Raw genomic sequence first — 12,923 nt, 5'->3', positions numbered from 1 at the left:
GAACCACGATGTCCCGTGACCGTCTGGGGGTCGCCGTCGTCGGTGCCGGCTACTGGGGGCCGAACCTCGTCCGCAACTTCCTGGCCAGCGACGACTGGGACCTGGTGGCGGTGTGCGACCTCGACACCGGCAAGGCTCGCAGGCTCGTGCAGGACCTGCCCTTCGTGACCGTCACCGACTCGCTGGCCGAGGTGCTCGCGATGAGCGACGTGGACGCGGTCGCGATCGCGACGCCCGCCGCCACGCATCAGGGACTGGCGCTGGCGGCGTTGCGCGCCGGCATGCACGTCCTGGTGGAGAAGCCGCTCGCGGACAGCACGGCCCGCGGCCGCGAGATGGTGCGTCAGGCGGAGCAGCACGGCCTGGTCCTGATGGCCGACCACACCTACTGCTACACGCCGGCCGTCAGCAAGATCCGCGAGCTGGTGGCCGACGGCGCGCTCGGCGAGATCCTGTTCATCGACTCCGTCCGGATCAACCTGGGCCTGGTCCAGCCCGACGTCGACGTGCTCTGGGACCTCGCGCCGCACGACCTGTCGGTCTTCGACTTCGTGCTGCCGGGAGGCCTCGACCCGATCGGCGTCTCGGCGCACGGCTCCGACCCGCTGGGTGCGGGCAAGGCCTGCGTGGGCCACCTCAACCTGCCCCTGCGGAGCGGGGCGATGGCCCACGTCCACGTCAACTGGCTCAGCCCCACCAAGATCCGGCAGATGGTCATCGGCGGCTCCCGCCGCACGCTGGTCTGGGACGACCTCAACCTCGTCCAGCGCGTCAGCATCTACGACCGCGGCGTCGAGCTGACGGACCGCCCGGCCGACGGCGAGGCCCGCGCCGCGCGCAACGTCGCCTACCGGGTGGGCGACACGTGGGCGCCGGCGCTCCAGGAGCGCGAGGCCCTCGGCGCCATGGTCGAGGAGTTCGCGGCGAGCATCCGCGAGGAGCGCGCGCCGCGCACCGACGGCCGCGCCGGGCTGCGCATCCTCCACGTCCTGGAGGCCGCCGGCGCGAGCATGCGGGCGCAGGGCACCCTGGTCCCGCTGGCCGGCGAGCCGGCCGCCGCAGCGCCGGTGCGGGTCACGACATGAGGCTCGTGCTCGTCGCCGCCAGCGGACTCGCTCTCGAGGCGATCGCGGCCGTGCGGACCTTCGGCTACCTGGAGGACGCGGTGGTCCTCGACGACGACCCCGGCCGCTGGGGCACCGACCTGGGCGACGTGCCGGTCGTGGGCGGCCTGGCGGAGGTTCGCCAGCACGAGGGGCACCGGGTGCTGGTGTGCGCCGGGCGCGGCACGGCTCGCCGGAGCATCGTGGAGCGGCTCGCCGGGCTCGGCGTCCACGAGGACCGCTACCTCACGCTGGTCCACCCCTCGGTGTCGCTGCCCGCGGACTGCACCATCGGCCGGGGCAGCATCCTGCTCGCCGGCGTCGTGCTCACCGCCCACGTGCGCCTGGGGTCCCACGTCGTCGTGATGCCGAACGCCACGCTCACCCACGACGACGACGTGGCCGACTACGCGACCGTGTGCGCCGGGGCCGTGCTCGGCGGACGGGTCCGGGTCGGCCGGGCGGCGTACGTCGGCATGAACGCGTCCGTGCGGGAGGGCCTCACCGTCGGCCCCGGGTCCACGCTCGGCATGGGAGCCGCCCTCACCAGGGACCTCCCGCCGGAGCAGGTGTGGGCCGGCGTCCCCGCCCGCCGCCTCGAGATGACGCTCGGGACGAACCGCCCCACCACCCCCGACCAGTCGGGCGCTCGCGGCGCTCGAGGAAGGCATGTGCCATGACCATCCCCCTGGTGGACCTCGCCGCTCAGCACGACGAGGTCGCGGACGAGGTGAGTATCGGCCTCGCGGACGTCTTCCACAGGACGGCGTTCGTGGGTGGGCGGGAGGTCGACGACTTCGAGCGCGAGTACGCCGCCTACGTCGGCACCCGGCACTCCATCGGCGTCGCCAACGGGACCGAGGCCCTCGAGCTCGCGCTGCGGGCGGTCGGGGTGCGAGCCGGCGGCGAGGTGATCGTGCCCGCCAACACCTTCATCGCGACCGCCGAGGCGGTGTCCCGCATCGGGGCGCACCCGGTGCTCGTCGACGTCGACGACGAGCACCTCCTCATCGACCCCCAGGAGGTGCGCGGCGCGATCACCGCTCGGACGCAGGCGATCGTGCCCGTGCACCTCTTCGGCCAGACCGCGTTCGTCGAGCGCCTGCGGGCCCTGGCGGGCGGCGTCCCCATCGTCGAGGACGCGGCCCAGGCGCAGGGAGCCCAGCGTCACGGTCGCGCGGCCGGTTCGCTGGGCGCCGTCGCGGGGACGAGCTTCTACCCAGGGAAGAACCTGGGCGCCGCCGGTGACGCGGGGGCCGTGACCACGGACGACCCGGAGATCGCCGCGTCGGTCAGGTTGCTCGCCGCCCACGGATCGCCGCGCAAGTACGTGCACGACGTCGTGGGGATGAACTCCCGCCTCGACACCATCCAGGCCGTCTACCTGAGCGCCAAGCTGTCCCGGCTGGAGAAGTGGAACGAGCTGCGTCGCGAGGCCGCCGCCCGCTACGCCGAGCTGCTGGCCGACGTGCCGGGACTGCGGGTGCCGCGATCGGCCGAGGGCAACAGCGACGTCTGGCACCTCTACGTCGTGCGGTCACAGCGTCGCGACCGTCTGCTCGCCGACCTGGGCGCCGCGGGCATCGGTGCGGGCGTCCACTACCCGACGCCGGTCCACCTGACCGGGGCCTACGCCCACCTCGGTCTCGGACCGGGCAGCTTCCCGGTGGCCGAGCGAGCGGCCGGCGAGATCCTGTCGCTGCCGATGTACCCGCACCTGGCCGGCGACCAGCAGGAGCGGGTCGCCGCCGCCGTGGCCGCGTCCCAGGAGGGCTGACGTGCGCCTGCGTCGGCCGGTGCCGCTCACGTCGCGTCCCCGCGTCTCGGTGGTCGTGCCCTGCTACAACTACGGGCGGTTCCTGCCCCAGGCGGTGGCCTCGGCGCTCGACCAGGACCACGTCGACGTCGACGTGCTGATCGTCGACGACGCCTCGACCGACGACAGCGTCGCGGTCGCCCACCGGATCGCGGCGGGCGACGACCGGGTGCAGGTCCTGGCGCACGAGACCAACCAGGGCCACATCCGCACCTACAACGAGGGCCTCGGCAAGGTCAGTGGCGACTACCTCGTCCTGCTCTCGGCCGACGACCTGCTGACGCCGGACGCGCTGACCCGCGCCACGGCGCTCATGGAGGCCCACCCGGAGGTCGGGCTGGTCTACGGTCACGCCCCGTCGTTCACCGAGGCGCCCCCCGAGGTCGACTGCCGCCCCCGGAGCTGGTCGGTGTGGGGCCCCGGCGAGTGGCTGACGCCGCGCGCCCGCCGCTCCAGGAACCCCGTCTACACGCCGACGGCGGTGATGCGCAGCGCCGCGTGGTCGGAGATCGGCGCCTACGACGAGCGCCTCCCGCTGGGCGCCGACATGCTGCTCTGGTACCAGGCCGCCGCCTGCTGGGGAGTCGGCCGCGTCAACAACGGCGCCCAGGCGTTCTACCGCGTGCACGGCGCCAACATGCACCTGACGAGGTTCGCCGGGATGCACCGCGACCTCGTCGAGCAGCGCGAGGTCCTCCGGATCCTCTTCGACGACCCGCCGCGAGGGGTCGACCTGGGAAGCGGGCTCCGCGAGCAGGCCCACCGCTCCGTCGTGCGCCGGGCTCGGCGCCTCGCCCTCGCCAGCCGCCGCGACGGGGCCGGCGCCGACCAGACCGACGCGTTCACCCGCTTCGCGCAGGAGACCGAGACCACCGTGCCTGCGGCCTCCCCGCGGCCGCTGGCCGCGCTGGCCGACGGGCTCCTCGAGCACCGCGCCGCGGCGTTCCTGCGGCGGGTCGAGGAGCACCTGAGGTGGCGGCTCTGGCGCAGGTACGGCGTATGACCGCGCCCGCGACCCTGGGCGCGCGGGTTCGCACGGGCATCATGTGGAGCGCGCTGAACAACCTGACGTTGCGACTCGGCACGCTGGTGACCGGCATCTTCCTGGCCCGCCTGCTCGACCCCGAGGCGTTCGGGGTCTTCGCCATCGCCCTCACCGTGCAGACCGCGCTGATGACCCTCAGCGAGCTGGGGCTCGCGGCCGACCTGATCCGGCACGGTGACATCGACCGGCGGGGGCCCACGATCGCCACCCTGTCGCTGGTCTCCTCCGGCTTCCTGACGGTGGCCGTGCTGCTCGCCGCCCCCGCCTTCGCCGACTTCTTCGCGGCACCGGAGGCCACCGCGGTCATCCGCGTGATGGCGCTGACCCTGCTCCTTGCCGGTGTCGGCGTGGTGCCGTTCTCCCGCCTGCAGCGAGACCTGCGGCAGCGGGAGCTCTTCCAGGTCGAGCTCGTCGCCTTCGCGCTGTCGACCGGCCTCGCACTCGGGCTGGCCGTCGCGGGCTGGGGCGCGATGTCGATCGCGATCGGGCGGCTGGTCTCACAGACGGCGGTGGTCGTCCTCCAGTTCGCTCTGACGCGCACCCGCCCGCAGGTCGGGTGGGACCGGTCCGTCGCCCGGTCCGGGCTCCGCTTCGGCCTGCCCCTGTCGGTCGCGGGGCTGCTGTCCCTCGGGCTGCTCAACATCGACAACGTGGCGGTGGGCCGTCTGGGCGGTGTGACCGCGCTCGGTCTCTACAGCATCGCCTTCAACCTGTCCTCGTGGCCGAGCTCGATCGTGGGCACGGCCATCCGGGCGGTCGCGATGCCGGCGTTCGCCGAGATCCACCGGGACGGGACGGACGACTCGACCGCGACGCTCGCACGCGCCTGCGGCCTGACGTGGGGCGTGGCCGTCCCGATGTCGATCGGCCTCGCCGTGCTGGCCCACCCGGTGGTGACGATCCTGTACGGCGAACGGTGGGCGGCCGCCGCCACGGAACTGGTCTGGCTGGCCCCGCTGGGGGCGATGCGGATCCTGATCGACGTGTGGGTCGCCTACCTCACCGCGCATGGACGCTCGCTCCTGCTGCTGAGCTGTCAGCTGCTGTGGTTCGTGGCCCTGGCGCCCACCATGTGGTGGGCGGTCCAGGGTCGCGGCCTGGCCGGGGCCGGTCTCGCGCATGTCGCGATCGCGTCCCTGGTGGCCCTCCCCGCGTTCCTCGTGGCGTTGCGGAGCGCCGGGGTCGGCAGCGCCCAGGTGCTCCGCGCCCTGGGGCTCCCCGTCGCCGCGGCGGTGCCGACCGTGGGCGTCGGGCTGGTGACCGTGGCCGCGCTGGACGACCCGTGGCTCCAGCTGACCGTCGCCGGGCTCGCCATGACCGGCGTCTACGCGCTCACCGCCGGACCCCACCTGCGGCGACTCGTCCTCGACGAGGCGCCGGTGGGTCACGCTCCCCCGACGACGACGGCGAGCACCGTGGGGAGCCACCATGCTGCCTAGCGCCTCGGAGGCGGCCCGGGCCGTGGTCGGTCGCTACCGGTCCCACCGCGAGCTGCGGTGGCGGCGGGTCCCCTCGATCCGGGTGCACCCGGCCCGAGGGACCCCGACGATCTACTACCTCGTGCCGGACGTCGACACCCCGCACGGCGGGGTGCGGGTCGCCTACCGCCACGTCGACCTCCTCAACGCCCTCGGGCTGCGGGCCGCCGTGCTGCACACGGCGCCCGGGTTCCGCGCGACCTGGTTCGCCCACACGACCCGCGTCGTCGACAGCCAGGGCCTGCGGTTCGGGGCCGACGACCTGCTCGTGGTGCCGGAGGTCTACGGGCCCTCGATGCGCCACCTCGACCCCGGCATCCGGGTGCTGGTCTTCAACCAGGGCGCCTACCTCACCTTCGACGCCCTCGACCTCGACACCACCGCGCCCGGATCGCCGTACCGCGACCTCGGTCGCCTCGAGGGGATCATGACGGTGTCGCGCGACAGCGCCGAGCTGCTGGCGATGTCCTTCCCGGACGTGCCTGTCGACGTCGCCCGGCCCGTCGTCGACGGCCGGCTCTTCCACCCGGGACCCGTGCCGGACCGGAGGGCGTTCGCCTACGCCCCGTCCCGGCGCCCGCAGGAGCGGAACCAGGTCCTGCACATGCTGCGCGCCCTCGGGGTGGGGTGGCAGCCGGTGCCGTTGACCGGGATGTCCGAGGGCCAGGTCGCCGAGACGCTGCGCCGCGTCCCTCTCTTCGTCAGCTTCAGCGACCGCGACGGCTTCGGCCTGCCGCCCGCCGAGGCCATGGCGTGCGGCGCCTACGTCGTGGGCTACCCCGGCGGCGGCGGGGAGGAGTTCTTCGACCCCGGCTACTGCAGCCCCGTGAGGTCGACCGCCCAGCTCGTGCGCGAGCTCCAGCGAGTGATGGCACTGCCGTTGGACACGCTCGCGGCCGCGGGACGCCGCGCCTCCGCCGCCGTGCTCCACCGCTACCACGAGGACGGGCTGCGCGCGGACCTGCTGCGGATCTGTGCGCCGCTGATGTCGGAGACCTGAGGGCCCCGGGACTCACGCGGACGTGAGCGACCTGTCTGGGGACGACCGGCGCAGGATCGACCCCGTCCACGGCAGCTGCGCCGGCCGGCGGGAGCGGCGCACCAGGGACTCCAGCGCTCGCCGCGCCTCCGGGTCGCCCGCGAGAGCCCGGCCGGCCTCCCGGGCGACGGCGAGCATCAGGAAGAGGAGGCTGGCGGCCGCGCCGTGCCGTCGGCGGTAGAGACGCACGCGGTTGACCGCCTGCATCGCGTACAGCTCGGGGCTCTGCCCCGAGGCGGCACCGAGGTGCATCGCCAGTGCGCGAGGCTCGACGACGGTGAGGAGACCGAGGTCGCGCGCCCGCAGGCACAGGTCGGTCTCCTCCGAGTACATGAAGAACGACTCGTCCAGGCCGCCGAGCGCGTCGTAGCAGTCACGGCTCACCAGCATCACGGCCCCGGTCGCCCAGTCCACGGGATGGCGGCGGGCGTAGGCCGCGTCGTCGGTGACCACCTCGCTGAGCAGCGGCCACCGTGACTCCCCGAAGCCGACCGACCGCGGCAGCGACGGCTCGCGGCGCAGCGACCGGGCCGTGGCGCCGTCCTGGTCCAGCACCTGCGGCACGACGACCCCCGCGCCGGTCTCCTCCTGAGCCTCGACGAGCCGCTCGACGCAGCCCGGCTCGAGCACGCAGTCGGGGTTGAGCATCAGGATCGGGCCGCTGCCACCCGCCGCCGCGACCCCGCGGTTGAGGCCCGCGGCGTAGCCGTCGTTGGGCGCCGGCACCAGCTGCGCGTCGGCCCGGCGTGCCACCACCGCGGGGGTGGCGTCGACAGACGCGTTGTCGACGATCGTGGTGCGGTACGACAGAGCCCCCGCCGCAGCCGGAAGGCTGTCGAGCAGGGGCCCGATCGTGGCCGCGCTGTTGTACGTCACGACGACGACGTCGACGGGCTGGCTCACGGCGCGATCCTACGAGCGGATCGCGGTCGCTGCAGCCGATCAGCCGCCTGCGGTCACCGGCCGTCCGGTCGTGTCGTCGACGTTGTCGGCCCACTCGACCTGGGCCTGCCGGAGCAGTCCGTAGCCGTAGTAGCCCTTGCCCATCCGGTTGTCGACGTAGCGCACGCCGGTGATGGTGTCGCTGGCGGAGAAGTTGCCGTCGGCGTAGACCGTGTACCCACCGCCCAGGAGGCGGTTGCCGTCGACCACCACGTTGCGGATCGGGCCGAAGTAGTTGTCGACCATGACCGCGGACGTCTGGGTGTGGTTGGACATGTCCACGGTGGTGCCGGTGATGCGGACGTCGCTCTGTCCCCCGTCGATCTGGATCCCGTCGTAGTGCGGGGCGCCAGGAGCGTCCAGGTCGTGGATGTAGGAGTTGCGCATCACCGACCCGGAGCTCGGGACCAGGCCGTTCTCGGCGCCCTGGATGTCGACGCCCACGAACGTGCCGGGGCCCACGATGCCGGAGGAGCCCGGGCTGCCGTCCATGCCGAGGCCGTCGACCTCGACGTTCTCGAACCGCACGTTCTCGGCGCTGTTGGCGATCGTCACGACCCAGAAGGCGCTCCCGCGCACGCGGGTGTTACGCACGGTGACGTTCGAGGCCCTGATCGTCAGCGTCCCGTCGATGTCCAACCCGTCGACGACCGCGCCGTCCGTGGTGACCGTCAGGCTCCGCGAGGCGGTGAGCTTCGTGCCTGCCGGGACTCCCGTCGAGGCGGCGTCACCGTAGCTGCCCGGGGCGGGGCTGGGCTCGGGCACCGGCTCCGGCTCCGGCGCCGGCTCGGGCACCGGCTCGGGCTCCGGCGTGGGCTCCGGCGTGGGCTCGGGCTCGGGCTCCGGCGTCGGCTCGGGCGTCGGGTCAGGCGTCGGCTCCGGCTCCGGCGCCGGCTCGGGGGTGGGCTCGGGGGTGGGCTCGGGGGTCGGGACGGGGGTGGGCGTGGGGCCCGGCCACCACCAGCAGTGACGGCGGTGCGGCCAGCAGTGCCGGCGCGCGCCCGACCAGGTCTCGGCCGACACCCGGTGGTCGGGCCGGACCGAGGATCGGTCCGACGACGCGTCGGGTGCTGCGCCGACCGGCGCCGCCGCCCACAGCGTCGCGGCGACGATGCCGGCGAGCGCGGCACGGCGCGCCTGGGAGAACTTGCTCATGTGGTGACTCCAGAGGGGCTCGTTGGTGTCACGCGGTGCCCCCACGCGCGACGTCCGACCCTGTGCCGCCTGGAGGCGACGAGCCGCGAGGACCGACCTGTCGTCGGCTCTTCGGGCTGCAGGATCGTGGGCAGGCTGCCCTGGTGGTTCCCGTCCAACGAACCCGGTCGCACGGCAGAGCGCAAATTCCGGGGGCGGCGCGAGAACCGCCCGGATCCGCCGTCCCAGGCGCGTCACCAGGGCAAACGCGAGCGCGGGACCGGTGCGTCGTGGTCCCGATTTACCCAATATTGAGGATGCCCGTTCAACGCTCCCCCGCGGGCTGGGGCGACCCCAGGTCCGCGGCCGCTGCCGGCTCCGCGAGCACCCGCACCGGGTGGCGACCACGCGCGCCGGCGTACGACGTCAGCGCGTCGCGCCAGGCCGCCCACGAGCGGCGAGCGAGGAACGGGCGTTCGAAGACGAGGTGGAAGAGCCAGGACGTCAGCAGCACGACCGGCACCGCGGTCGCCAGGAGCAGGGCGAGCCTGCCACCGGGCGGGAGGTCGGGCCGGGACACCCCGACGAGCCAGACCAGCCACAGGATCGGGGCGTGGATCAGGTAGATGCTGTAGCTGTAGGCCCCGACCCTCACCGGCACCCGGCTGCCGAGGACCCGTGCAGCGGCGCGGCCACGTCCCACCGCCAGCCCGCCGACGGCGGCGGCCACCGCGGCGCCGACGAGCAGGTCGACCCAGAAGAAGTGGCCCACGACCCACACGGAGCCCTGCGCCAGGCAGAGCGCGACGAACGCGAGCCCCAGCACGACGCTGGCGGGCATCAGGAACCGGGCGGACCGGGGGTCGGAGCCGGGACGGAGCAGTCCCGCGGCCAGCACCCCCATCGCGAACAGCGCGACGTACTGCGGCGTGATGTTCAGGAAGCGCTCGAAGGGGCTGGCGTTCACGGCGAGCAGGTAGCCGACGAGCACGAGGCCGACGGTGCCTGCGAAGGTCAGACCCATCCCCACGCGCCGTGAGAGGTACACCATGACGGGGAACAGGAAGTAGATCTGCCACTCGACGGCGATGGACCAGAACGCGCCGTTCGGCTTCGCGCTGTCGACGACGTCCTGCAGCATCACGGCGTGGACGAGGACGGCCTTCAGGTCGACCGTGTCCCCGGTCTGGTCGGCCGTCACCACCCCGAACACCACGCACGAGAAGGCCAGCGCCGCCCAGTACGTCGGGAGGATGCGCCATCCGCGACGGGCGATGAACTGCGCGGTCGACCCCGGCAGGTGCAGGTCGCGGCGCATCGGGGCGAGGGCGAGGGAGAAGCCCGAGACGACGATGAAGACCGAGACGGCCAGATGGCCGTAGAGCATCCAGCCGAGCCAGGACGGGCCGCTGTTGCGCGGGAAGCCGGGGTAGACCAGCAGCCAGGAATGGTGGACGACCACGAACACCGCCGCCACCGCCCGGATCCCGTCCAGGTAGTCGAATCGCGCCTGGACCGCAGGGCCCGCCGCGTCCGCCCGCAGCGGCGCGGGCACGCCCGCTGGTCCGGTTGATGTGGCCACGCGGCACCTTGTCCCTCGCCCGTCCCTCAGCCTGGGCGCCTGCCGGCGCTCACTGAGGCTTCGCCCGGCACGCTACGGCGGGCGCGACGCGCGGTCCGGGGTCCCCGCGGCGGGTAGCCAATATTGGGGATGTCGTCGCCGTTGCGCGGACCGGTCGGGAGCCTCGCCGGAGACTGGAGGACGAGCGCGGCCCGGTCGGGCCGCGGGGTGCTCGCGACCACGTGGCGCCCCCGGAGGGCTGGCGAACGAGGAGTCTGTCGTGGAATGGTCCGGGCGGTTGCGGAGGCCGCTGCGCGATGCGCGCCACCTGCTGCCGCGAGCGGGCCGGCACGGCCTGCGGCGGGTGTGGCAGGCCTGGGACAAGTTCCGGTGGGGGGCACGCGTCGTCGGCTTCTGGCCCGCGGTCGCGGGCGGCGTCCGGCTGGCGCGGCTCCGCCTGGGGCGCCGGGAGCGAGCACACGTCCGGCTGCGCTCGGGTGCGTCGATCAGCTTCGACGTCGCCTCCCAGCTGCCACCGGCACTCGTCATGTTCCGCACCCTCATCGACCCCGAGTTCCCGCTGCTGTCCGAGATCGCCGAGCCCGACTGGCTGGTCGTGGACGTCGGGGCCGCCATCGGCCAGTTCTCGGTCTTCGCCGCCGGCCTCCCGGTCGCCGAGGTGCACGCGTTCGAGCCCAGCGGCGCCAACATCTCCTCGCTTCGGCGCAATCTCGCGGACAACCGCCTCGGCGACCGCGTCCACGTGCACCAGGTGGCCCTGTCCGACCGGGTCGGCGAGCAGGCGTTCGTCACCCAGGGCAACAGCTACCTCAGCCGTCTCGACCGGCCCGTCCCGGGAGCCTGGTCCTCGGAGCTGGTCGCCGTGCGCACGCTCACGGACGAGGTCGCACGTCTGGGCCTGCCCCGGATCTCGGTGCTCAAGATCAACGTCGCCGGCTACGAGCCCGAGGTGCTGTCCGGGGCCGCGGCCCTGCTCGCCCGCGGCGCCGCCTCCATCCTCGTCCTCCTGATCGGCGAGCGTTCGATCCCCTGGTACGAACGGTGTGGCGAGTGGGGCTATCGCTTCTTCTTCTACTCCCCCGACCAGCGGGTCCTGCACGAGCTGGAGGACCTCGCGCTGAGCACCCTGGAGCGCCCGCCGTGGCCGGCGCGCCACGTCATCGGGATCCACGTCGACGCGCTGGCGACCCTGGACCTCGCGGCGGCGGGGATCTCGCTGCGAGCCGCGGACGACAGGGGCGCCTTCGGTGGTCAGCGTGCCTCGACCCGGTGACGACCAGGGGTCTGCGGCGTCCGCCGCCCGGGCGCCCGCGCGGCGCCGGCTCCTCGTCCTGGCGCTCGCGCTCGGCGGCCTGGTGGTGACGGTCCTCATGACGAGCGCGGTGGGGTCCGCGCAGGGCGTCTACGTCGGCAAGGTCGAGGTCGTGGTCCACCTGCCCCGGACGCTCGCGGTGCCCAACCCCCTGGCCACCTCGAACCAGGAGGCCGTCCGCTTCGCGGCGCTCGTCGCCGAGGTCGCGACCCACGGCGAGGAGGTGCCCCGGGTCACCAACCAGTCACTGACCCTCGCCGACCAGGGGCTGCGCCACGAGACGATGATCAGCCTGGTCAATCTCGGTGGTCAGTGGGCCAACGACTTCAGCCGGCCGTTCATCCGGGTGGAGGCCGTGGACGAGACCCCGCAGGGCGTCTCGAGGCGCCTGCAGGACGGGATCGCCCGGGTGACCCGGGCGCTGGAGCGGCTGCAGGACGAGGCCGGTGTGCCGACCCCTACCCGGGCCACCGCGAGCAGCGTGCCGGCGGAGCCGCAGGTGCGCTACGCGCCGACCCACCGCGAGCGCGCCATGGCGGCGACCGCACTGCTGGGTCTCGTGCTCACGGCCGTGGTCTGCCGTCGGGGCACCCGCAGCCTCGACGCCCGTCGAGGACGGCACCAGGCCTCCTCGGACTCCGAGGGCAGCGCACCCTCCCGCGCGCTCGTGACGACCACGCCTGCCGCGCCACACCGGCCCGGACAGGCCTCCTGGGGACAAGGGGATCCGCATGGCATCTGATGCCGAGGCAGTGAAGTTCAACGGGGTGCTGGGCCTGGTGACGCGGCGGTGGTACTTCGTCATCGCCGGGCTGCTGGTGACCCTCCCGCTCACCCAGCTCGCCACGCAACGGGTGTCCCCGGTGTACACGATGAAGGCGAGCGTCGTGCTCCTCGCACCGGAGAAGACGGTCGGACCCGGCGGCAACCCCTACCTGGTGATGGGTGGGCTCGAGGCGGCGGTGGACGTCGCCGCCGCCGGGCTGTCGTCCGACCCGGTCCAGGAGCGGCTCGCGGGCACCGGTGCGGTGTCGGGCCTCGTCGAGCGCGACAGCGGCACGGCGGCCCCGATCCTCCTCGTGACCGTCGAGGCTCCGTCGGCGGAGTCGGCCGCGGACGGCCTGAAGGTGCTCGTCGACCAGGTCCCGGCGACGCTGTCGACCATCCAGGCGTCGGCCGGCGTCGAGGACAGGCAGCTCATCCGCTCCAAGGTCATCGCCTCGTCGGACAAGCCGCAGGTCTCCTACCGGCCGCAGCTGCGCGCGGCGCTCATGGTGCTCGGTGCGGGGCTGGCAGCGACCCTGATGCTGACCGCACTGGCCGACAGCCTGCTGCTGCGGAGACGACGCAGACGTGCCCGGTCAGCGGAGCGGGCCGTGCCCCAGCTGCGGATGACCGAGGAGCCCGACGACACCGACAGCCGTGACGGGGTCGCCGACCTCACGGCCGCGCGCGGCCGGAAGCCCTGAGCC

The 12,923-nt window shown here is 73.7% G+C and carries 12 protein-coding genes; 9 read left to right on the top strand and 3 right to left on the bottom strand.

Features of this window, described 5'->3' with window-relative positions:
* Positions 1-8: 8 nt before the first annotated feature.
* Genes E4622_RS22115 through E4622_RS22090 form a run of 6 tightly spaced genes read left to right on the top strand, consistent with a single transcriptional unit; the run spans position 9 to position 6,442 of the window.
* A complete protein-coding gene (locus E4622_RS22115) occupies positions 9-1,085 on the top strand; it encodes a Gfo/Idh/MocA family oxidoreductase (RefSeq protein WP_134742401.1) in 1,077 nt (358 codons plus the stop codon).
* Positions 1,082-1,783: a NeuD/PglB/VioB family sugar acetyltransferase gene (locus E4622_RS22110; RefSeq protein WP_134742400.1), complete on the top strand. Its 702-nt coding sequence runs from the start codon at positions 1,082-1,084 to the stop codon at positions 1,781-1,783. The genes E4622_RS22115 and E4622_RS22110 overlap by 4 nt, the downstream gene beginning before the upstream one ends.
* Positions 1,780-2,880 (top strand): DegT/DnrJ/EryC1/StrS family aminotransferase, encoded by a 1,101-nt coding sequence (locus E4622_RS22105; RefSeq protein WP_134742399.1) that lies wholly within the window; start codon positions 1,780-1,782, stop codon positions 2,878-2,880. Before E4622_RS22110 ends, E4622_RS22105 begins: the two co-directional genes overlap by 4 nt.
* 1 nt (position 2,881) lies before the next feature.
* Positions 2,882-3,922, top strand: coding sequence for a glycosyltransferase (locus E4622_RS22100; RefSeq protein WP_134742398.1), 1,041 nt, complete (start codon positions 2,882-2,884; stop codon positions 3,920-3,922).
* Positions 3,919-5,403 carry an oligosaccharide flippase family protein gene (locus E4622_RS22095; protein ID WP_134742397.1) on the top strand — a complete coding sequence of 495 codons (1,485 nt, stop codon included), beginning with the start codon at positions 3,919-3,921 and terminating at the stop codon, positions 5,401-5,403. The genes E4622_RS22100 and E4622_RS22095 overlap by 4 nt, the downstream gene beginning before the upstream one ends.
* Complete coding sequence (locus E4622_RS22090) at positions 5,393-6,442, top strand: glycosyltransferase (RefSeq protein WP_134742396.1); 1,050 nt, start codon at positions 5,393-5,395, stop codon at positions 6,440-6,442. The genes E4622_RS22095 and E4622_RS22090 overlap by 11 nt, the downstream gene beginning before the upstream one ends.
* Positions 6,443-6,454: 12 nt before the next feature.
* Here the strand turns inward: E4622_RS22090 and E4622_RS22085 are convergent, their stop codons facing one another.
* From E4622_RS22085 to E4622_RS22075, 3 genes are all read right to left on the bottom strand, one after another.
* Positions 6,455-7,384 (bottom strand): glycosyltransferase family 2 protein, encoded by a 930-nt coding sequence (locus E4622_RS22085; RefSeq protein WP_134742395.1) that lies wholly within the window; start codon positions 7,382-7,384, stop codon positions 6,455-6,457.
* A 39-nt stretch (positions 7,385-7,423) separates the two neighbouring features.
* Complete coding sequence (locus tag E4622_RS23085; protein WP_209022052.1) at positions 7,424-8,578, bottom strand: hypothetical protein; 1,155 nt, start codon at positions 8,576-8,578, stop codon at positions 7,424-7,426.
* Positions 8,579-8,882: 304 nt separating this feature from the next.
* Entirely contained in the window at positions 8,883-10,112 is a 1,230-nt protein-coding gene (locus tag E4622_RS22075) for an acyltransferase (RefSeq protein WP_167736198.1), read from the bottom strand.
* A gap of 286 nt (positions 10,113-10,398) precedes the next feature.
* Here E4622_RS22075 and E4622_RS22070 point away from each other — a divergent pair, with 286 nt between their 5' ends.
* The 3 genes from E4622_RS22070 to E4622_RS22060 are packed head-to-tail and all read left to right on the top strand — an operon-like array spanning position 10,399 to position 12,920.
* Positions 10,399-11,412, top strand: coding sequence for an FkbM family methyltransferase (locus E4622_RS22070; protein WP_134742393.1), 1,014 nt, complete (start codon positions 10,399-10,401; stop codon positions 11,410-11,412).
* Positions 11,396-12,193 (top strand): hypothetical protein, encoded by a 798-nt coding sequence (locus tag E4622_RS22065; RefSeq protein WP_134742392.1) that lies wholly within the window; start codon positions 11,396-11,398, stop codon positions 12,191-12,193. The genes E4622_RS22070 and E4622_RS22065 overlap by 17 nt, the downstream gene beginning before the upstream one ends.
* Positions 12,183-12,920, top strand: coding sequence for a hypothetical protein (locus E4622_RS22060; RefSeq protein WP_134742391.1), 738 nt, complete (start codon positions 12,183-12,185; stop codon positions 12,918-12,920). Before E4622_RS22065 ends, E4622_RS22060 begins: the two co-directional genes overlap by 11 nt.
* Positions 12,921-12,923: the final 3 nt, after the last annotated feature.

The organism is Nocardioides sp. 503 (genome assembly GCF_004522095.1).
Classification (GTDB): Bacteria; Actinomycetota; Actinomycetes; order Propionibacteriales; family Nocardioidaceae; genus Nocardioides.
Note: the sequence above shows the minus strand (reverse complement) of the source record. Positions and strands in the feature narration are given on the sequence as shown.